The 20,548-nt window shown below is 69.0% G+C and carries 15 protein-coding genes; 13 read left to right on the top strand and 2 right to left on the bottom strand.

The genetic code is table 11. The features are described 5' to 3' along the window. A complete protein-coding gene (locus AC07NX_RS16520; RefSeq protein ID WP_494643251.1) occupies window positions 1–888 on the bottom strand; it encodes an MBL fold metallo-hydrolase in 888 nt (295 codons plus the stop codon). A 73-nt stretch (window positions 889–961) separates the two neighbouring features. Here AC07NX_RS16520 and AC07NX_RS16515 point away from each other — a divergent pair, with 73 nt between their 5' ends. The 6 genes from AC07NX_RS16515 (at window position 962) to dnaA (ending at window position 5,897) form a co-directional block, all read left to right on the top strand. After that, entirely contained in the window at window positions 962–1,321 is a 360-nt protein-coding gene (locus AC07NX_RS16515) for an ArsR/SmtB family transcription factor (protein ID WP_494643358.1), read from the top strand. After that, window positions 1,290–1,823 (top strand): rhodanese family protein, encoded by a 534-nt coding sequence (locus tag AC07NX_RS16510; protein WP_494643250.1) that lies wholly within the window; start codon window positions 1,290–1,292, stop codon window positions 1,821–1,823. The genes AC07NX_RS16515 and AC07NX_RS16510 overlap by 32 nt, the downstream gene beginning before the upstream one ends. A 4-nt stretch (window positions 1,824–1,827) precedes the next feature. After that, window positions 1,828–2,607 (top strand): sulfite exporter TauE/SafE family protein, encoded by a 780-nt coding sequence (locus AC07NX_RS16505; protein WP_494643248.1) that lies wholly within the window; start codon window positions 1,828–1,830, stop codon window positions 2,605–2,607. Between the two features lie 176 nt (window positions 2,608–2,783). Continuing rightward, window positions 2,784–3,572 (top strand): enoyl-CoA hydratase, encoded by a 789-nt coding sequence (locus tag AC07NX_RS16500; protein ID WP_494643247.1) that lies wholly within the window; start codon window positions 2,784–2,786, stop codon window positions 3,570–3,572. A 138-nt stretch (window positions 3,573–3,710) separates the two neighbouring features. After that, entirely contained in the window at window positions 3,711–3,986 is a 276-nt protein-coding gene (rpsT, locus tag AC07NX_RS16495) for a 30S ribosomal protein S20 (RefSeq protein WP_018060940.1), read from the top strand. Between the two features lie 420 nt (window positions 3,987–4,406). Continuing rightward, a complete protein-coding gene (dnaA, locus tag AC07NX_RS16490; protein WP_494643244.1) occupies window positions 4,407–5,897 on the top strand; it encodes a chromosomal replication initiator protein DnaA in 1,491 nt (496 codons plus the stop codon). 89 nt (window positions 5,898–5,986) lie between these two features. On the opposite strand, the gene AC07NX_RS16485 is transcribed toward dnaA, so the two are convergent. Beyond that, a complete protein-coding gene (locus AC07NX_RS16485; RefSeq protein ID WP_494643243.1) occupies window positions 5,987–6,604 on the bottom strand; it encodes an alpha-ketoglutarate-dependent dioxygenase AlkB in 618 nt (205 codons plus the stop codon). A 126-nt stretch (window positions 6,605–6,730) separates the two neighbouring features. Here AC07NX_RS16485 and AC07NX_RS16480 point away from each other — a divergent pair, with 126 nt between their 5' ends. The 7 genes from AC07NX_RS16480 to AC07NX_RS16450 all read left to right on the top strand — a co-directional run bounded on the left by AC07NX_RS16480 (window position 6,731) and on the right by AC07NX_RS16450 (window position 20,284). Continuing rightward, on the top strand, window positions 6,731–9,358 hold the full coding sequence (locus AC07NX_RS16480; protein WP_494643242.1) for a M1 family metallopeptidase: 2,628 nt from the start codon (window positions 6,731–6,733) through the stop codon (window positions 9,356–9,358). A 384-nt stretch (window positions 9,359–9,742) separates the two neighbouring features. Continuing rightward, complete coding sequence (gene dnaK, locus AC07NX_RS16475) at window positions 9,743–11,638, top strand: molecular chaperone DnaK (protein ID WP_494643240.1); 1,896 nt, start codon at window positions 9,743–9,745, stop codon at window positions 11,636–11,638. A gap of 139 nt (window positions 11,639–11,777) precedes the next feature. Continuing rightward, the gene (gene dnaJ / locus AC07NX_RS16470; protein ID WP_494643239.1) at window positions 11,778–12,929 is read left to right on the top strand and encodes a molecular chaperone DnaJ; all 1,152 of its coding nucleotides are present in this window, start codon (window positions 11,778–11,780) and stop codon (window positions 12,927–12,929) included. Window positions 12,930–13,058: 129 nt separating this feature from the next. Next, the gene (locus AC07NX_RS16465) at window positions 13,059–13,379 is read left to right on the top strand and encodes a hypothetical protein (protein ID WP_436030012.1); all 321 of its coding nucleotides are present in this window, start codon (window positions 13,059–13,061) and stop codon (window positions 13,377–13,379) included. Between the two features lie 154 nt (window positions 13,380–13,533). Further along, on the top strand, window positions 13,534–16,233 hold the full coding sequence (gene mutS / locus AC07NX_RS16460; protein ID WP_494643237.1) for a DNA mismatch repair protein MutS: 2,700 nt from the start codon (window positions 13,534–13,536) through the stop codon (window positions 16,231–16,233). An 80-nt stretch (window positions 16,234–16,313) separates the two neighbouring features. Continuing rightward, window positions 16,314–19,139: a [protein-PII] uridylyltransferase gene (locus AC07NX_RS16455; RefSeq protein WP_494643235.1), complete on the top strand. Its 2,826-nt coding sequence runs from the start codon at window positions 16,314–16,316 to the stop codon at window positions 19,137–19,139. Between the two features lie 164 nt (window positions 19,140–19,303). Next, window positions 19,304–20,284 (top strand): hypothetical protein, encoded by a 981-nt coding sequence (locus AC07NX_RS16450; protein WP_494643234.1) that lies wholly within the window; start codon window positions 19,304–19,306, stop codon window positions 20,282–20,284. Window positions 20,285–20,548 lie beyond the last annotated feature (264 nt).

Raw genomic sequence — 20,548 nt, 5'->3', positions numbered from 1 at the left:
CTATCGGACGGCGTCATGGGTCTTCGACTCCACCAGCCCGGTCACCGGCAGCTTGAGGAACACATTGCCCGCGGCGGTGGGCTGGGGAAGCGCGCCGGCTAGAACATTCACCTGCAGCGCCGGCAGGATCAGCGTCGGCGGCGCCAGGGTGGCGTCGCGGGCCCGACGCATGGCGACGAACGCGTCTTCGTCCAAGCCGTCGTGAACATGGACATTGCCCGCGCGCTCCTCCGCGACCGTGGTCTCCCAGCGATAGTCGGAACGCCCAGCCGGCAGATAGTCGTGACCCACGAAGATCCGCGTTTCCGGGGGCAGGGCCAGGACCTTGCGGATCGACCGGTGGAGGGTGCGCGCGTCGCCGCCCGGGAAGTCGGCGCGGGCCGTGCCGTAGTCGGGCATGAACAGGGTGTCGCCAACGAAGGCCGCGTCGCCGATCAGATAGGTCATGCATGCGGGGGTGTGGCCGGGCGTGTGCAGCGCCCCGATCTCCAGTTCACCCAGAACAAGGCTGTCGCCCTCTTGCATAAGCACATCAAAAACCTGGCCATCAGCCGGCTCGTCGATCTCGAAAATCGGCATGAAGGTCTTCTGCACCTCGACGATCCTGGCCCCGATGACGATCCTGGCCCCGGTCTTGCGCCGGATGTAGTCGGCCGCCGACAGGTGGTCGGCATGGGCGTGGGTTTCCAGCACGTAGGCCAGGCTCAGGCCCCGCGCCTCCACCGCGGCCAGCAGGGCGTCGGCCGAGGCCGTGGACAGCCGACCGGCCTTGGGCTCGAAGTCGAGGACGGGATCGATGATCGCCGCCCTCCGGGTCGCCGGATCGGCGACCAGATAGCTGGCGGTGAAGGTGGCGGGATCGAAAAACGCTTGAACGTCGGGTCGCATGATCGGAGCCTCCTGTCGCGAGGCCTTTTATATAAGTACTTGCTAATTTAGCACAAGCTAATATATGGCGTTCATGTTCGATCTCTCGCGTTTCGATGTCAGCCAGTTCGAGGCCAGCGCCGCGGAAGCCGCCAAGCTCCTGCGCGCCCTGGCCAACGAGCGGCGGCTGATGATCCTGTGCCAGCTCGCCAATGGCGAACGGTCGGTGGGGCAATTGCTGCCCCTTGTCGGCCTGTCGCAGTCGGCGCTCTCGCAGCACCTGGCGGTGTTGCGCGAGGAAGGTGTCGTGGCCACGCGCCGCGAGGCCACAAGCGTCTGGTACCGAATCGCCGACCCCGCCGCCCTCAAGGTGGTCGGCACGCTCGCGGAGATCTTCTGTCCCCCTGGCAGGAGCGCCGCCGATGACCTCTCCCCTGATCTCCCTCAAGCCTGACGCCGCCGCCCGGCGCCTGGCCGACCGCCGCGCGGTCCTGGTCGATATCCGCGAGCCGGATGAGTTCGCGCGGCGTCGGGCTCGGGGCGCCCTGTCGCGCCCGCTCTCGACCTTGGAAGCCGACATCCTGGGTTTGCCCGACGGGCGTGAGGTGATCTTCACCTGTCGCTCGGGCATGCGGACCGGCGCCAACGCTCAGGGTCTGGCCAGGGCCTGCGGCCGGAGCGCCTATGTCCTGGAGGGCGGCCTGGACGCCTGGGAGGCGGCCGGCCTCCCAATTGAGATCGACGCCAAGGCGCCGCTGGAAATGATGCGCCAGGTGCAGATCGTCGCCGGCCTGTTGGTGCTTGCGGGCGTGATCCTGGGCCTTCTCGTTTCGCCGTGGTTCTTCGGCGTTTCAGCCTTCGCCGGCGCGGGCCTGACCCTGGCGGGCGTCACCGGCTTTTGCGGCATGGCGCGGATCCTGGCCTTGGCGCCGTGGAACCGGCCGGTGGCGGCCTGAGGTCATGGACCTGGTGTGGACCTATGGCGTCGCCGCCCTGAGCGGCGCGCTGGTCGCCTTCCTGCTGACCGTCTTCGGCGGAGGCGGCTCGGTGCTGGCCACGCCCCTGCTGCTCTACGCGGTCGGCATGAAGGACACCCATGTCGCGATCGGCACCTCGGCCGCCGCCGTGGCCGTGAACGCGGCGGCGGGCCTGGCCGCCCAGGCCAGGGCTGCTCGGATCAAGTGGCCTTGCGCCCTGGCGTTCGGCGCGCCGGGTCTGGTCGGTTCGCTGGTCGGCGCCCACATCGCCAAGGCGCTGTCGGGCGACGCGCTGCTGGTCTGGTTCGCGGTCGCCATGGCCGCGGTGGGGCTGGCCATGTTTCGCAGGCCAGGCTCGCCCGGAGATCCTGACGTCCATATCGACGTCGGCAAGACCATGCGGCTAGCGCCTCTGGGGGCGCTGACGGGCCTGGCCGCCGGCTTCTTCGGGATCGGCGGCGGCTTCCTGATCACGCCCGGCCTGATGGCGGCGACCGGCATGGCCCTGGCCAACGCCGCGGCGTCGTCCCTGGTCTCGGTCACCCTGTTCGGCGCGGCGACCAGCGTCAGCTACGCGGCCTCCGGCCTGGTTGACGGCCCCATTCTCCTGGCTCTGATCGTCGGCGGCGTGGGGGGCGTGGCGGTCGGCGCGCGCCTGGCCCCGGCGCTGGCGACCCGGGCGCTGCTGGCCCGCCGACTGTTCGCCGCGATGATCGTCGTCACGGCGGCCTATGTCGCCTGGCGCGCCCTGGCAGTCGGATAGCGCATGCGGCCGATGCGACGGGTCCGGCGTGCGCCAGTTGCAGTCATTGCTTCGGGCCACATCCGGTGTCGATGAGGGCCGGAGCCGAGCTTTGGCTGACCGGTCCACCACGCCGCCAGGACTCCCCAATGCCGTCGGCGCCTCTATAACGGCGACGCGCAACAGGAGACCCGCCGATGGCCGCGTACCAGACCCTGATCGTCGAGACCCCCGAGGCCGCGCCCGGCGTGACCCTGATCCGCCTGAACCGGCCCGAGGCGCTGAACGCGCTGAACACAGCCCTGCTGGGTGAGCTGGGCCAGGCCCTGGCGGCCGCCCAGGCCGACGACGCCGTCGGCTGCATCGTGATCACCGGCTCGGTCAAGGCCTTCGCGGCCGGGGCCGACATCAAGGAGATGTCCGACAAGTCCTACGCCCAGATGTTCAAGGACGACTTCTTCGCCGCCGGGGCCCGGGCGATCGAGGGGACCCGCAAGCCGATCATCGCCGCGGTGGCCGGCTATGCCCTGGGCGGCGGCTGCGAGCTGGCGATGATGTGCGACTTCATCCTGGCCGCCGACACGGCCAAGTTCGGCCAGCCCGAGATCAATCTGGGCGTCGCCCCCGGCATCGGCGGCACCCAGCGCCTGACGCGCCTAGTCGGCAAGTCCAAGGCCATGGACATGATCCTGACCGGCCGGATGATGGGCGCCGAGGAAGCCGAGCGCGCCGGCCTCGTCTCGCGGATCTTCCCGGCCGACACCCTGGTCGAGGAGGCCCTGGCCGTGGCCGCCAGGATCGCCGCCCAGTCGCCGCTGGCGACGGCGATGAACAAGGAGCTGGTCAACGCCGCCTACGAGACGACGCTCAGCACCGGCGTCCAGCTGGAACGGCGCCTGTTCCACTCGCTGTTCGCCTTCGATGACCAGAAGGAAGGCATGGCCGCCTTCGTCGAGAAGCGCAAACCGGCGTTCAAGGGCTCGTGAAGGCTCGTGCGCGCCGTGGCGTCAGATTCTGGGCGCCCGATGGATTGACCCACGGCGGCCGTTCCCGTATATCCGCGCGCTCTTGATTTCTCCTGCTTCGCGGCTGCCCGCGCGGCTGTCCGTTTGAAGGTCCGAACCATGGCCAATAATCCCGGCGCCAAGAAAGCGATCCGCAAGATCGCCCGTCGCACCGAAGTGAACACTGCTCGCCGCTCGCGCGTGCGCACCTTCCTGCGCAAGTTCGAAGACGCCCTGGCCGCCGGCGACAAGGCCGTCGCCAAGGCCGCGTTCATCGAAGCGCAGTCGGAACTGATGCGCGCCGTCTCCAAGGGCGTCGTCCACCCCAACACCGGCTCGCGCAAGGTTTCGCGCCTGGCGGCTCGCCTGAAGAAGCTTGATCAGGCCGCGGCCTAATCCAGTTTCTCGCCGAACGCTGTTCGGCTAGCGAAATCAAAGACTTAGAAAAGCCGATCGAGGAAACTCGGTCGGCTTTTTCTATTGCCTTTTTTCAAACTGAAGATTGTCCCCGGGACATTCGGCCGGGTGAACATCGGGCTCCGAAATAGCATTCCCTTGGCGGGCGAGGACGTCTGTCGAGTCAACAGAAATATCCGCCGACGGACGCAAGTTTTCCGTTTGACCGGCGGGGGCCGCTGGCTAGTTTAAGCGTCTCAACGCTCTTCCAGTCCATGGAGATCACTGGCGGCGGCCGAACCCTTGCGTTCGCCGATCAAGCCCCTGTGTCTGCTGGACAACGAAGGACTTGGGACGCGGTCGTGCGCCATGGGGGGCGGCGATCGGGGATGACACGACATAATACCGAGGCGGTGATCGATGACGACCAAAGGCGGGGTAGTGACCCAAGAGTTCTCGGCTGCGTTCTCGACGGTTGCCTGCGAGCCTGCGGGCGCCGTCTGGAACAAGGTCTGCGTGGTGCTGAAGCGTGAGCTGGGCGACGCGGCTTTTGGCTCGTGGATCGCGCCCGCCATGCTGCGTGAAGGCCAGGCCGGCGACGTGGTGGTGGTGACGCCGACCGGGATCGCGCGCGACTGGATTCGCCGCAGCGCCTGGCGGCGCGTCAGCGAGCTGTGGGCGGCCAACGATCCCACGGCGCGCCGGCTGGACCTCAAGTCGCGCCTGGAGTTCGAGGCGGCCGGCGGCGCGACCGCGTCCATGGGCGGGGCCGGCTATGAAGCCAAGGCCGAGCCGATCGAGATCGTGCTGCCGGTGTCCAGCGACGTGCCGGCCCTGGCCCCCGCGCCGGCCAGCGGCGCCAAGGCCTCGCCCGTCCAGGGCCTGCAGGAACGCTTCACCTTCGACACCTTCGTGCCCGGCCCGGCCAACGAGTTCGCCCACGCCGTGGCCCGCCGGGTGGCCAGCTGGGCCGACGGCCACTTCAATCCGGTGCTGTTCCACGGCCCCTACGGCTTCGGCAAGACCCACCTGCTCAACGCCCTGGCCTGGGAGGCCATGCGCCAGGCCCCGACCAAGCGCGTGGTCTACCTGACCGCCGAGCGCTTCCTGTCCACCTTCGTGCGGGCGGTGATGGATCGCCAGACCGCGGCGTTCAAGGAAGAGCTGCGCGGCGCCGACCTCTTGATCATCGACGACGTGCACTTCATCGCCGGCAAGCAGTCGAGCCAGGAAGAGCTGTTCCACACCCTGACCGCCCTGGTCGAGGACGGCCGCCGGGTGGTGTTCTCCTCGGACCGCGCCCCGGCGGCGATGACCGAGATGGACGCCCGCCTGCGCTCGCACCTGTCGGCGGGCCTGGTCTGCGGCCTGGAGCCGGCCGACCGCGCCCTGCGCCTGGGCATCCTGGACCGCAAGCTGCAGGCGTTGTCGCGCCAGCACGGCTTCGAGCCGACCCTGCGCGCCGAGGTGCTGAACTTCCTGGCCGACCGCTTCACCGACAGCGTCCGCGAGCTGGAAGGCGCGCTGAACACCCTGTCGGCCCGGGCCGGCGAAGGCGTCTCGCGCCTGACCCTGGACGAGGTCCAGGCGATCCTGCGGCCGCACCTGCGGGCCGGCGAGAAGCGCATCACCATCGACGACATCCAGAAGGCCACGTCCGAGCACTACGGCATGAAGCAGGCCGACCTGCTCAGCGAGCGCCGCAACCGGGCCATCGCCCGTCCGCGTCAGGCGGCCATGTGGCTGGCCAAGCAGCTGACCACCCGCTCGCTGCCCGACATCGGCCGGCGGTTCGGCGGCCGCGACCACACCACCGTCCTGCACGCCGTGCGCCGCATCGAGGCCCTGCGCGCCGAGGACCCGACCCTGAGCCAGGACCTGGAGACGATCACCCGCAAGCTGCGCGGCTGAGGGTTTCGGTCTTTCAGGATGAGCAAGGGGCCGTCCGGTTGGGCGGCCCTTTTTCGGTTCTGGAAGGTCCCACAGGGGGAGGACCCCGGTTAGGCCACCCTCGCCCTTCTCAGGGTGATGTTGATCCGCCCTCCCCCCGGCACCAGGCCCGACGATCCCGCCAGGATCCGGTCCACCCCGTGGAAGGCCAGCCGCGCCGGGCCGGACAGGCGGCAGACGTCGCCGGACGACAGTTTCAGCGAGCGGGTCGGGTCCCGGCGCGAGGTCCCGCCGATCCGGAACACCGCCGTGTCGCCCAGCGAGATCGACAGCACCGGAAAGCGCGGATCGGCCTCGTCGCGGTCCTGGTGCAGGCCCATGCGGGCGTCGCCGCGATAGAGGTTGATCAGGGCGGAGTCCGGCGGGGTCTTCGGATCGCCCAGCGCCGCCCAGAGATCGAGCAGGACCTGGGGCATCGCCGGCCAGGGCTCGCCCGTGCCCGGATGGCGGTCGGCGTAGCGATAGCCGGCCTTGTCGCTGGTCCAGCCCAGCGGGCCGAAGCTGCTCATGGCCACGCTCATGGCCTTGCCATGGGCGGTCTCGTAACGGGCCGGCGGCGCGGCCTCGAGCGCCGCCTGGACCCGGCGCAGCAGATCAGCCTGCGCCCCGGGGTCCAGCGCGCCGGGCCACAGGTCGAAACCGGGCAGAACCTTGATAGATCTGAACATTACGCAGATTTAATGGGCCAGATGCGGCGCGACTGTGCTGGTTTGCGCCGCCGGGCAGGCCGGCCGAACAAATTTTGCAATCCAAGGCCGTTCATGCGTCGACTTCTCTCCTCCGCGGCTGCCGCCGTGCTCGTTTTTGCCGCCGGATCGACCCTGGCCGCAACCGCCGCTCCAGCCAAGTCGACCGTCGCCGCCGCCACCGTCACGACCCAGCTGCCGCGCGGCGTGGTCCCGACCCACTATGATCTGGCCTTCACCCCCGACGCCGACAAGCTGACCTTCACCGCCTCGGTGAAGATCGACATCGATGTCGCTGCCCCGACCAGCACCATCACCCTGCAGGCCGCCGACCTGACCTTCGCCAAGGCGCAGATCGCCGGCCCAGGTGGCGTCAAGGGGGGCGCGGCCAAGGTCAGCGTCGACGCCCAGGCCCAGACCGCCACCTTCACCTTCGACAAGCCGATCGCCAAGGGCGCCCACGTCCTGGCCATCGACTACAGCGGCAAGATCTACAAGCAGGCCGCGGGCCTGTTCGCCCTGGACTACGACACCGACCAGGGCAAGAAGCGGGCGCTCTACACCCAGTTCGAGAACTCCGACGCCCGCCGCTTCATCCCCTCGTGGGACGAGCCGTTCTTCAAGGCCACCTACGACGTGCAGGCCACGGTCCCGACCGGCCAGATGGCGATCGGCAACATGCCGGTCAGCAAGACGCAGGACCTGGGCGGCGGCAAGACGAAGGTGACCTTCGCCACCTCGCCGAGGATGTCGACCTACCTGCTGTTCTTCGGCCTGGGCGAGTTCGATCGCGCCACCGCCAAGGTCGGCGACGTCGAGATGGGGGTGATCACCAAGAAGGGCGACCTGGCCAAGGCCGACTTCGCCCTGAAGTCCTCGGGCCCGATCCTGCAGTGGTACAACGACTATTTCGGCGCGCCCTACCCGCTGCCGAAGCTCGACCACATCGCCGCTCCCGGCCAGAGCCAGTTCTTCAGCGCCATGGAGAACTGGGGCGCGATCTTCTACTTCGAATACGCCCTGCTGGACGACCCGGCGATCTCGACCCAGGGCGACCGCGAGAACATCTACACCACCGTGGCCCACGAAATGGCCCACCAGTGGTTCGGCGACCTGGTCACCATGTCCTGGTGGGACGATCTGTGGCTGAACGAAGGCTTCGCGTCGTGGATGGAGGGCCGGGCCACCGAGCGCTTCCATCCCGAATGGAACAGCCATCTGGGCGCGGTCGGCGGTCGCGAATACGCCATGGGCCTGGACTCGCTGTCGACCACCCACCCGGTGGTCCAGCACGTCGAGACCGTCGACCAGGCCAGCCAGGCCTTCGACGGCATCACCTACCAGAAGGGCGAGGCGGTCATCCGCATGCTCGAGGCCTATGTCGGTCCCGACGCCTGGCGCGACGGCGTGCGCCGCTACATCAAGGCCAACGCCCTCGGCAGCACCCAGACCGACGACCTGTGGCGCGAGGTCGAGGCCGCCGCCGGCAAGCCGATCACCGCCATCGCCCACGACTTCACCCTGCAGCCGGGCGTCCCGCTGATCACGGTCGAGGCCGGCGCCTGCGTGGCGGGCAAGACCCCGGTCGCCCTGACCCAGGGCGAGTTCAGCCGCGACAAGCCGACCAAGACCCCCCTGGCCTGGCGCGTGCCGGTCTCGGCCCAGGTCGCCGGCTCCAGCGCCGTGTCCAAGACCCTGGTCGAGGGCGGCAAGGGCTCGCTCAGCGTCGACGGCTGCGGCCCGGTGATCGTCAACGCCGGCCAGGCCGGCTATTTCCGCACCCTCTACACGCCCAAGGCCTTCGCCGGCGTCTCGGCCAGCTTCGCCAGGCTGCCGGCCATCGACCAGCTGGGGGTGATCTCCGACGCCTGGGCCCTGGGCCTGAACGGCCAGCAGGCCGTCACCGACGCCCTGGACCTGGTCATGGCCACGCCGGCCGACGCCGATCCCCAGGTCTGGGGCAAGGTCGCGTCCGTCCTGACCAATGTCGACGGCATGTACGACGGCGCGCCGGCCGAGCGGGCCGCCTTCCGCAAGCTGGCCGTCGCCCGCCTGGCGCCGGTGTTCCAGCGGGTCGGCTGGACCGCCAAGGCCGGTGAACCGGCGCCGGTGGCCACCCTGCGCACCAGCCTGATCGGCGCGCTCAGCACCCTGGGCGACCCCGCCGTGGTCGCCGAGGCCAAGCGCCGCTACGCCGCCGAGAAGACCGACCCGGCCGCCGTGCCCGGCCCGCTGCGCAAGGCGATCCTGGCCTCGGTCGGCCGCAACGCCGACGCGGCGGCCTGGGACGCCCTGCGCGCCCAGGCCCAGGCCGAGAAGACCCCGCTGATCCGCGACGAGCTCTTCAGCCAGCTGGCCTCGGCCCAGGATCCGGCCCTGGCCGCCAAGGCCCTGGACCTGGCCCTGAGCGGCGAGCCCAGCGAGACCCTGTCGGCCAACATGATCTCGACGGTGGCCAAGCTGCACCCGGACCTGGCCTTCGACTTCGCCGTCGCCCACAAGGACGCGGTGAACGGCAAGGTCGACGCGGCCTCTCGCACCAAGTTCATCCCCGGCCTGGCCAAGGCCTCGGCCGATCCGGCGATGATCGACAAGGTGCGGGCCTACGCCGCCGCCAACCTGCCGGCCGGCTCGCGCGGCGAGGCCGAGAAATCGGTGGCCTCGATCACCGACCGCATCAAGGCCCGCAAGGCCGCGCTGCCCCAGATCACCGCGTGGACGGCCAGGAAGGGCTGAGGCGAACAAGGCCTCCAACCGCCGGGCGAGCGGATTCAGCGAACGCCAGTTGAGGCTTTCGGGCCGCTCTGGGCGCCTATCTGACGGAAGGACCGCGCTTTTTCGAGCGCGGTCTATTTCGTCATAGGTCACGATTCCCCTTCATTCCCTGCGGGATTGGGCTTGCAGGCTGGCGCCTATCCCCCATATCGGGCATCGAAGCGGGGTTGACGGGCTCGTCAACTTCGATTGAACGAACGCTTGCCGCTCGAACTCGTTTGGGCGGTGAGGATTTGGATCAACCGTTAGAACGCGACCAGACGGGGACGGCTCGAGAAAAACCGGGGCGCTTGCCTTAAGGCCCTTGTCACCGCCGTCCGCCATTCAGGAGCTGCAGGTCTCAACATGAGCAAGATTATCGGTATCGACCTTGGCACCACGAACTCGTGCGTGGCCATCATGGACGGCAAGACCCCGAAGGTGATCGAGAACGCCGAGGGCGCTCGCACCACCCCTTCGGTCGTCGCCTTCCTCGAGGATGGCGAGCGCCTCGTCGGGCAGCCCGCCAAGCGCCAGGCCGTCACCAACCCGACCAACACCCTTTTCGCGATCAAGCGCCTGATCGGCCGCAACGCCGCCGATCCGGTGGTCGAGAAGGACAAGGGCATGGTGCCCTACGAGATCGTCAAGGGCCCGACCGGCGACGCCTGGGTCAAGGCCCACGGCAAGGACTACAGCCCGCAGGAAGTCTCGGCCTTCATCCTGCAGAAGATGAAGGAAGCCGCCGAAACCCACCTGGGCGAGCCGGTGACCAAGGCGGTCATCACCGTTCCGGCCTATTTCAACGACGCCCAGCGCCAGGCCACCAAGGACGCGGGCAAGATCGCCGGCCTTGAAGTCCTGCGCATCATCAACGAGCCGACCGCGGCGGCCCTGGCCTATGGCCTGGAAAAGAACGACGGCAAGAAGATCGCCGTCTACGACCTGGGCGGCGGCACCTTCGACGTCTCGATCCTGGAGATCGGCGACGGCGTCTTCGAGGTGAAGTCGACCAACGGCGACACCTTCCTGGGCGGCGAGGACTTCGACCTGCGCGTCGTCGACTACCTGGCCGACGAGTTCAAGAAGGAACAGGGCGTCGATCTGCGCAAGGACAAGCTGGCCCTCCAGCGCCTGCGCGAAGAGGCCGAGAAGGCCAAGAAGGAGCTGTCCAGCACGGCTCAGTACGAAGTGAACCTGCCCTTCATCTCGATGAACGCGTCGGGCCCGCTGCACCTGAACATCAAGCTGTCGCGCTCCAAGCTCGAGGCCCTGGTGGAAGACCTGATCGCCCGCACCATCGGTCCGTGCGAACAGGCCCTCAAGGACGCCGGCCTGAAGAAGAGCGACATCGACGAGGTGATCCTGGTCGGCGGCATGAGCCGCATGCCCAAGGTCCAGCAGGCCGTGCAGGACTTCTTCGGTCGCGAGCCCCACAAGGGCGTGAACCCCGATGAAGTCGTGGCTCTGGGCGCCGCCGTCCAGGCCGGCGTGCTGCAAGGCGACGTCAAGGACGTGCTGCTGCTGGACGTGACCCCGCTGACCCTGGGCATCGAAACCCTCGGCGGCGTGTTCACCCCGCTGATCGAGCGCAACACCACCATCCCGACCAAGCGCTCGCAGACCTTCTCGACCGCCGACGACAATCAGTCGGCCGTGACGATCCGCGCCTTCCAGGGCGAGCGTCCGATGGCCGTCGACAACAAGTTCCTGGGTCAGTTCGACCTGCAGGGCATCCCGCCGGCGCCGCGCGGCGTGCCGCAGATCGAGGTCACCTTCGACATCGACGCCAACGGCATCGTCAACGTCCACGCCAAGGACAAGGCGACCAACAAGGAGCACTCGATCCGCATCCAGGCCAATGGCGGCCTCTCCGACGCGGACATCGAGCGCATGGTCAAGGAAGCCGAGGCCAACAAGGCCTCGGACGAGAAGAAGAAGGCGCTGGTCGAGGCCAAGAACCAGGGCGAGGCCATCGTGCACTCGACCGAGAAGGCCCTGGCCGAGCACGGCGACAAGGTCGGCGCGCCCGAAAAGGCCGCGATCGAGACCGGCCTGACCGACCTGAAGTCGGCGCTGGAAGGCGAGGACGTCGAGGCCATCCAGGCCAAGACCCAGGCCCTGATCCAGGCGTCGATGAAGCTGGGCGAAGCGATGTACAGCGCCCAGCAAGGCGCTGAAGGCGGCGAGGACGCCGCCGCCGATGACGGCGTCGTCGACGCCGAATTCGAAGAAGTCGACGACTCCAAGCCGTCGGCGTGACCATGGGTCGCGGGGCAGAACACCTGACCACGGTTTCCCCCGCGACATCTTTGGGGAACAAGGCTCCTGCCCGCCGCTTGCGGCCGGGCGGGGGCGCTCCCACCTCCTATTCCAACATGACTAGTGATCGACCCTGACGATGCGCGACTATTACGAAGTCCTGGGCGTGGCCCGTGGCTGCGATGACGCCGCCCTCAAGGCCGCCTTCCGCAAGATGGCGATGGAGCACCATCCCGACCGCAACGGCGGTTGCGAGAACGCCTCCTCGCGGTTCAAGGAAATCAACGAAGCCTATTCGGTGCTGTCGGACGCCCAGAAGCGCGCCGCCTACGATCGCTTCGGCCACGCCGGGGTGAACGGCGCCCAGGGCGGGCCCGGCGGCTTCGGCGGCGCCGACGCCAGCGACATCTTCAACGACGTGTTCGGCGACGTGTTCGGCGAGATGTTCGGCGGCGGCCGTCGCCAGTCGAACGGTCCCCAGCGCGGCCAGGACCTACGCTATGACCTGGAGATCACCCTCGAGCAGGCCTATGCGGGCGCCGAGGTCGAGATCAAGGTTCCCGCCGCCATCACCTGCGAGGTCTGCGACGGCTCGGGCGCCAAGCCCGGCACCAGCCCGACGGTCTGCGGCGCCTGCGGCGGGGCCGGTCGCGTGCGCGCCACCCAGGGCTTCTTCGCGGTCGAACGCGCCTGCCCCCGCTGTAGCGGTACGGGCCGCCTGGTGCTCGACCCCTGCCAGAACTGCCACGGCCACGGCCAGGTGCGCCGCGAGCGCGTGCTGTCGGTGCGCATCCCGGCCGGGGTCGACGACGGCGCCCGGATCCGCCTGGCGGGCGAAGGCGACGCGGGCGTGCGCGGCGGCCCGCGCGGCGACCTCTACCTGTTCCTGTCGGTCATCCCGCACGAGTTGTTCGAGCGCGACGGCCTGGACCTGCTGTGCACCGTGCCGGTGCCGATGACCGTGGCCGCCCTGGGCGGCGAGATCGACGCCCCCTGCCTGCTGGGCGGCGAAAACTGCGACGGCTCCAACCGCATGACCGTCAAGGTCCCGGAAGGCGCCCAGACCGGCAAGACCGTCCGCCTGAAGGGCAAGGGCATGCCGTCCCTGCGCAGCCGCCAGCGCGGCGACCTGGTGGTCGAGCTGTTCGTCGAGACCCCGACCCAGCTGTCGGCCCGGCAGAAGGAGCTCCTGCAGGAGCTGGCCGGCCTGTGCGGCGAAAAGCAGAACCCCAAGTCGGCCAATTTCGTCGGCAAGGCCAAGCGCTTCTGGGAAGAAGTGACGGGCAGCTAGGCCCTGGCCGCCTGTTTACAGGTCGCCGGAAGGTAAGCCCCGCAAGCTATACAATTTGAGATTGACGTTCGCGTGATTCTACGCGGACGTGTGCCTGCGCGTGTTGCGCGTTTCGCAGGAGATATCTCGATGAAGAATCGTTCTCTCGGACTGAAATTGGTGGGCGCCGCCTTCGCGGCCGGCGCATTGCTCAGCGCGGCGACCGTCACGCCGGTGCAGGCGCAACCCGACCGCTGCCGGGCCGAGGCCTGGGTCTTCTGCGATCCGTACTGGGCCCGGACCACGCCCGAGTGGCAAGCCTGCGTCGAGGACTACATCGCCAACTGCGTGATCAGCGACCCCGACCCCTGCGGCATCTATTCGCCCTGGTGCAGCATCAGGACGCCGAAGGCTCCCAAGGCCAGCAAGGCCTCGATCGTGAAGATGCTCGAGAAGCACAAGATCGCCTGATCCCGGACGGCCGCGCGGAAACGGCTCCCGCGCGGCCTGAGCGCCACGGTCGAGCGCGATCTGGTGGGTTTTCGCGGGATTAGTCCCCAGGGCTTGTGGATATCCCGCGCCGAACCCTTAACGGATGGGCCGACGCTCTGTACCTTCCCGCGGGATGAACGCCCCCGCCTCCCCTACCGTCCAGACCTATGACGCCACCGGCGCGACGCCGGTGATGCAGCAGTTCTTCGAGATGAAGGCGCGGCAGCCCGACGCCCTGATCTTCTTCCGGATGGGCGACTTCTACGAGCTGTTCTTCGACGACGCCTACAAGGCCGCCGCCGCTCTGGGCATCAGCCAGACCTTCCGGGGGACCCATAACGGCCAGCCGATCCCGATGGCCGGGGTGCCGCAGCACGCGGCCGAGGCCTATCTGTCCAAGCTGATCCGCATGGGCTTCAAGGTCGCCGTCTGCGAGCAGATGGAAGACCCCGCCGAGGCCAAGAAGCGCGGCTCCAAGTCGGTGGTCCGCCGCGACATCGTCCGGGTGGTCACGCCCGGCACCCTGACCGAGGACGGCCTGCTGGACGCGCGCGGCGCCAACCGCCTGGCGGCCGTCGCGGTGCGGGCCGGCCAGGCGGCGGTGGCCGCCGTCGAGCTGTCCACCGGCGAGGTCGAGTGCTTCCTGGTGGCCAAGGACGCCGTGGCGGCGATCCTGGCCGCCCTGGCTCCATCCGAGACGTTGGTCGCCGACCGCCTGTTGTCGGACGAGCACCTGTCCCAGACCCTGAAGATCTGCGGCGGGCTGATCCAGCCCATGCCCTCGGCCCTGTCCGAGCCCCAGGCGTCGGAAACCCGGGTCAAGCGGCTGTACGGCGTCGACACCCTGGACGGGTTCGGCGGTCTCTCGTCGGCCGAGATCGGCGCCCTGGGCCTGATCGCCGCCCACCTGGAGATGACCCAGGCCGGCAAGCTGCCGGCCCTGCGCGCGCCGCGCCGCGCGGCCGAGGCCGACGTGATGGCCATCGACCCGGCCACCCGCTCCAGCCTGGAGATCGACCGCACCCAGGGCGGCGACCGCAACGGCTCGCTGCTGGCCTGCATCGACCGCACGGTGACCGCCGGCGGGGCCCGCCTGCTGGCCTCGCGCCTGGCCCGGCCGCTGCTGGACCCCGCCGCCATCGACGCCCGCCTGGACGCGGTGGAATGGTTCGTCGACCACCGGACCCTGCGCGAGCGCCTGCGCGAGGTGCTGAAGGGGGCCGGCGACATGGCCCGCGCGCTGTCCCGCCTGGCCCTGGGCCGCGGCGGGCCGCGCGACCTGGGCTGCCTGAAGGACGGGCTGAAGACCGGCGAGAAGCTGGCCGGCATGGTCGGCGGGACCAGCGACCCGCTGTCGCCGCCGCCCGCCGAGCTGGAAGCGGCGCTGAAGGCCCTGACCCCGTCGCTGCAGGTGGGCCTGTCGCGGCTGCTGGACGCCCTGGAGGTGGGCCTGGGTCCCGACCTGCCGGCCCTGGCCCGCGACGGCGGCTTCGTGGCGCCGGGCGTGCGGCCCGAACTGGACCAGGCCCGCGCCCTGCGCGACGACAGCCGCCGGGTGGTGGCCGCCCTGGAAACCCGCCTGTGCCAGGAAAGCGGCGTGCCGCTGAAGATCCGCCACAACGGCGTGCTCGGCTATTTCGTCGAGGCCACGGCTGGCAAGGCCGACCCGCTGTTCCAGCCGCCGCTGAACGCCACCTTCATCCACCGCCAGACCCTGGCCAACCAGGTGCGGTTCACCACGGTCGAGCTGGCCGACCTCGACGCCCGCATCGCCCAGGCGGCCGAGCGGGCCCTGGCCATGGAGGTCGCGGCCTTCGAGGACTGGCGCGCCGAGGCCGTGGCCCTGGCCGAGCCGATCCAACTGGCCGCCGAGGCCCTGGCCCGGCTGGACGTCGCCGCCGCCCTGGCCGAATGGGCCGAGGACGCCGGCGCGGTGCGCCCGACCGTCGACCGGTCCCTGGCCTTCGACGCCCGCGCCGCCCGCCACCCCGTGGTCGAGGCGGCGGTCAAGCGGGCCGGCGACCCCTACACCCCCAACGACTGCCGCCTGGACGCGGCCGGCGAGGCGGGCGCGCGGCTGTCGATCGTCACCGGCCCGAACATGGCCGGTAAGTCGACCTTCCTGCGCCAGAACGCCCTGCTGGCCATCCTGGCCCAGTCCGGCTGCTACGTGCCGGCCAAGAGCCTGCGCCTGGGCGTCGTCGACCGGCTGTTCAGCCGCGTCGGGGCCGGCGACGACCTGGCCCGGGGCCGTTCGACCTTCATGATGGAGATGGTCGAGACCGCCGCCATCCTCACCCAGGCCAGCCCGCGCAGCCTGGTGATCCTCGACGAGATCGGCCGGGGCACGGCCACCTATGACGGCCTGGCCATCGCCTGGGCCTGCGCCGAGGCCCTGCACGACGTCAATCGCTGCCGGGCCCTGTTCGCCACCCACTATCACGAGCTGGCCACGCTGGAGACGCGGATGGCCCATGTCTCGAACCTCAGCCTGCGGGCCAAGGAGTGGAACGGCGACCTGGTCTTCCTGCACGAGGCCGCCGCCGGCCCCGCCGACCGCTCCTACGGCGTCCAGGTGGCCAAGCTGGCCGGCGTGCCGCCCCAGGTCGTGGCCCGCGCCAAGGAGGTGCTGGACCGGCTGGAGAGCAAGGCCGAATCGCCGGCCAAGCTGGACGAGCTGCCGCTGTTCGCCGCCTCCGCCCCGGTCTCGGCGCCTGTTCAGGCGGCGCCCAGCCGCACGGACGCGGCGCTGGAGGCGCTGGACGTCGACGGCATGAGCCCGCGCGAGGCGCTCGACGCGCTCTACCGTCTTAAGGCTCTGCTCAAGACCTGACATCGTATAGTGAAGGCGGCGGCGCGGCGGACCGGCTTGACGGGTTCGACGCGCGCGCCCGGGAACCCCATATAGTCGCCATGCCCCGCCGTCTTCGCCCCACGCCCTTGGAACATGTCGTCGACGGCCACGCCCTGCGCGCCCGGCTGTCGGCCGCCGCCCTCGACCTGATCGGCGACGAGGCCGGCCAGCGGACCCGCGCCATCGAGATCCTCAAGCAGGCGCTGTTCCGCGGCCGGATGATCGCCAAGGAGCGGCTGGAGAACGGGGCCGGCGGCCTGGAGACGGCCCGCCTGCTCAGCGGCGTCACCGACGAGGTGATCACCGCCCTCTACGACTTCACCACCGTCCACGTGTTCCGGGCCCGCAACCCGACCGAGGGCGAGCGCCTGTGCCTGCTGGCCGTGGGCGGCTACGGTCGGCGCACCCTGGCGCCGTTCTCGGACATCGACCTGCTGTTCCTGCGCCCCTACAAGCAGACCCCCCACGCCGAGAGCGTGATCGAGTTCATGCTTTACGCACTGTGGGACCTGGGCTTCAAGGTCGGCCACGCCTCGCGGACCATCGAGGAGTGCGTCAAGCTCTCCAAGGAAGACTACACGATCCGCACCTCGATCCTGGAGGCCCGCCGCCTGACCGGCGACGAGCGCCTGGCCGACGAGCTGAAGAAGCGGTTCCGCGACGACGTCATGAAGGGCACCGGCGCGGCCTTCGTCTCGGCCAAGCTGAAGGAGCGCGACGACCGCCAGGCCCGGGCCGGCGCCAGCCGCTACATGGTCGAGCCCAACGTCAAGGAGGGCAAGGGCGGCCTGCGCGACCTGCACACCCTGATGTGGATCGCCGAATACCTGCACCCGGTCGACCGGCCCGAGGACGTCTTCCTGCTGGAGGTGTTCGACCGCCGCGAGGCCAAGGGCTTCATCCGCGCCTTCGACTTCCTGCACGCCGTGCGCGCCCACCTGCACTTCGCCACCGGCCGGCCCGAGGAGCGCCTGACCTTCGACCTGCAGCCGGAGATCGCCCGCCGCATGGGCTATGGCGACCGCGGCGACGCCCCGGCGGTCGAGCGCTTCATGCGCCGCTACTTCCTGGTGGCCAAGGAGGTCGGGGCCCTGACCCGCGCCTTCTCGGCCAAGCTGGAGGCCGAGCACTTCAAGAACGAGCCCAAGGGCATCTCGCGCTTCCTGCCCGGCGGCGGCAAGCCCAAGCGCAAGGCCCTGGACGTGGCCGGCTTCTACGAGGACGGCGGCCGGCTGAACATCGACGGCCCGCGGGTGTTCGAGGCCGACCCGGTCAACCTGATCCGCCTGTTCAAGACCGCCGACGACCGCGACCTGGACCTGCATCCCGACGCCTTCACGGCGGTGACCCGCAACCTGAACCTGATCACCTCGAAGGTCCGCCGCGACCCCCTGGCGACCCGGGCGTTCCTCGACCTGCTGGCCCGGGGCAAGCGCTCCTACCGCACCCTGACCCTGATGAACGACGCCGGCGTGCTGGGGCGGTTCATCCCCGAGTTCGGCCGCATCGTCGCCCAGATGCAGTTCAACATGTACCACTCCTACACGGTGGACGAGCACACCCTGCGGGCCGTGGGCCTGATCGGCGACATGGCCGCCGGCCGCCTAGTCGACGACCACCCGCTGGCCGTCTCGATCATGCCGCTGATCGAGGACCGCGAGGCCCTGTTCCTGGCCATGCTGCTGCACGACACCGGCAAGGGCGGGGTGGGCGGCCAGGAGAAGGCCGGGGCCCGCAGCGCCCGCAGCGCCTGCGAACGCCTGGGCGTCGAGCGCGCCAAGGTCGAGCTGGTCGCCTGGCTGGTCGAAAATCATCTCGTCATGAGCGACTTCGCCCAGAAGCGCGACGTGGCCGACCCCGGCACGGTCGCCGCCTTCGCCCGCATCGTCGAGAACCCCGAACGCCTGCGCCTGCTGCTGGTGATCACCGTGGCCGACATCCGCGCCGTGGGCCCGGGCGTCTGGAACGGCTGGAAGGGCCAGCTGCTGCGCGAGCTCTACAACGCCACCGAGGCGGTGTTCCGGGGCGGGCGCGGGAGCGACGCCGCCGCCCATGTCCAGCGCCACCAGGAAGCCGCCGCCGAGGCCGCGCGCGAGGCGCTGGTTACGGCCGACCCCGCCGCCAAGGGCTGGGCCCAGGCCATGGAGGCGGCCTATTTCGGCGCCTTCTCGCTGGACGACCTGAAGGCCCACGCGGAACTGGCCCGTCGCGCCGCGATCCAGGGCGGGGCCGCCGCCGAGGGCCGGGTGCCCGCCGGGGCCAACGCCGCCGAGATCGTGGTGGCCGCCAAGGACCGTCGCGGCCTGTTCGCCGACCTCGCTCTCGCCATCTCATCCTTGGGGGGAAATGTGGTCGGGGCCCGGGTCTTCACCTCCCGCCAGGGCCAGGCCCTGGACGTCTTCCATGTGCAGGACGTGACCGGCGCGGCCCTGGGCTGCGAGAACCCGCGCGCCCTGCGCCGCCTGGCCGACGCCCTGGAGGCGGCCGGCCGCGGCGAGCCGATCGCCGTCGAGCCCCGGCGCGGCGCGGAGCTGTCGCGCACCGCCGCCTTCTCGATCGCCCCCTCGGTCGTCATCGACAACGAGGCCTCCAACGAGGCCACCGTGGTCGAGGCCTCGGGCCGCGACCGGCCTGGCCTGCTGCAGGCCCTGGCCCGCACCCTGGCCGACAACGGCCTGTCCATCCAGTCGGCCCATATCGACGGCTATGGCGAGCGGGCGGTCGACGCCTTCTACGTGCAGACCTCGGAAGGCGGGAAGGTGGCCGACACCAGGAAGGTCACGGCGCTGAAGGCCGACCTGCTGGCGGCCTTGGAGCAGAACGAGGCGGGGGCGCCGAACACCCGGCCGGGCCTGAAGCGGGCGCGGGCCAGCGTGGCGCGGTAGGCGGTGGATTGGGCTGTGGCCTTGGTCTGCTCCGCCTCGAAGGCAACCCGAGGTGCGCTTGCGGCGCGAGCGCTAAAACCCGCTTTCGACCCGTTCCGGACGTCATAAACGTCCGCTTATGGTTGAGGGGCAAGTCTCGACTGCGACTAGCTCGAAGGGAAGAAATGACCGAAACTCGCGTCTACAAGTTCCTCGATCGTGAGCACGTGCCGCTTGTCTTGAAGGGTAGCCTCAAGTTTGGCCGGGCCGGAACCTACCGCGTTCTCGAGATCGTCTCTGAAGAAGACTGGATTGGTGACGTGATGGAGGCCGTGGCCATCACTCGTGTCAATCGAACGCTACTATCGAACATGGATCCAGAAATTCGGCAGGAGATGCGTGCTAACGGCGTCAGCATCGAGGCCGGAATCCAAGTGCACATCGACATGGATTTCCATCGCGCGGCCGAGTGCTGGATCTTTTCTTTGGCGGTCGGCGAACTAACTGAGCTTACCCGAACGATGTGCCGGGCACCTGATCGTCAAAACTACGACGGCTGCATTGAAGTGCTTGACCTTGACCTTCTGGTCAAACGGATAATGGATGCACCCTTCGGTTCGGGCCGACGGCTGTCGGAGGTCTTTGAAATCACTCATGGCAAAGTTCGGTACGGTGATGACCGTGGCGAGCGAGAGGGAGTGATTGCGAACGCCGATCCTTTTGTGAAATCGAACAGGTTCCGCCCGCAGAACGAATACCGGATCGTTCTCATGCCGCGAGCCGATGTCCCGGTGACCGACATCTTTTTGGAAATCGACCCGACCGGTGTCTTCTCTGAGCAAAGGGTTCTTGGTCTCAAGTCGAAGGAGCGGGCAACATTATTAAGCGCCAGAGAGGCCCTCGAATACATCCGAAGTGTCGTCATTCCCCGCCTTAGTCCGGGAAATAATACGTTTGAAGAAATGTCACGAACAGACAATGCTGATCTCGCGCGCGCCTTTTATGCATGTCATCGTCCGGACGTCACGGTAGAAAACGCCTTTGCGCGGGGCGAGCACCGATCAGTAATCACACTGGCGCTAGAATATTGGCTTCCAAATGGTTCTTGGGATAGCAACTGGCAGGCTCCAACGAAAGGCTCTCTTTGGGCCACCGCCGAAGAGTAATGCACTACAGCTTGGACGCCAATTCGGTCACCTTGCTAAGCGCGTTCAATCTAGCACCCCATAGCAGCGGGCGCGGGGTCCGATTTCGGGAAGGATAGCAAAGACCGCAACTCCACCTTTCCTGGAAGTTCCGAAGGTCCGCTTGGTGCAAGCCCCCATCCGCCCCGGATGGGGCCTCACCTTAAACCCTTGGTGGATCGGAGCTCTGGCGTCTGGCCGTGTCAAGGATCGCCCCGCAGGGGCGACCGCGGCGCGGCCGGCCGG

The sequence above is a fragment of the Caulobacter sp. GW821-FHT09A05 genome, from assembly GCF_059418465.1.
This window is presented reverse-complemented; position numbering and strand designations above follow the sequence as displayed.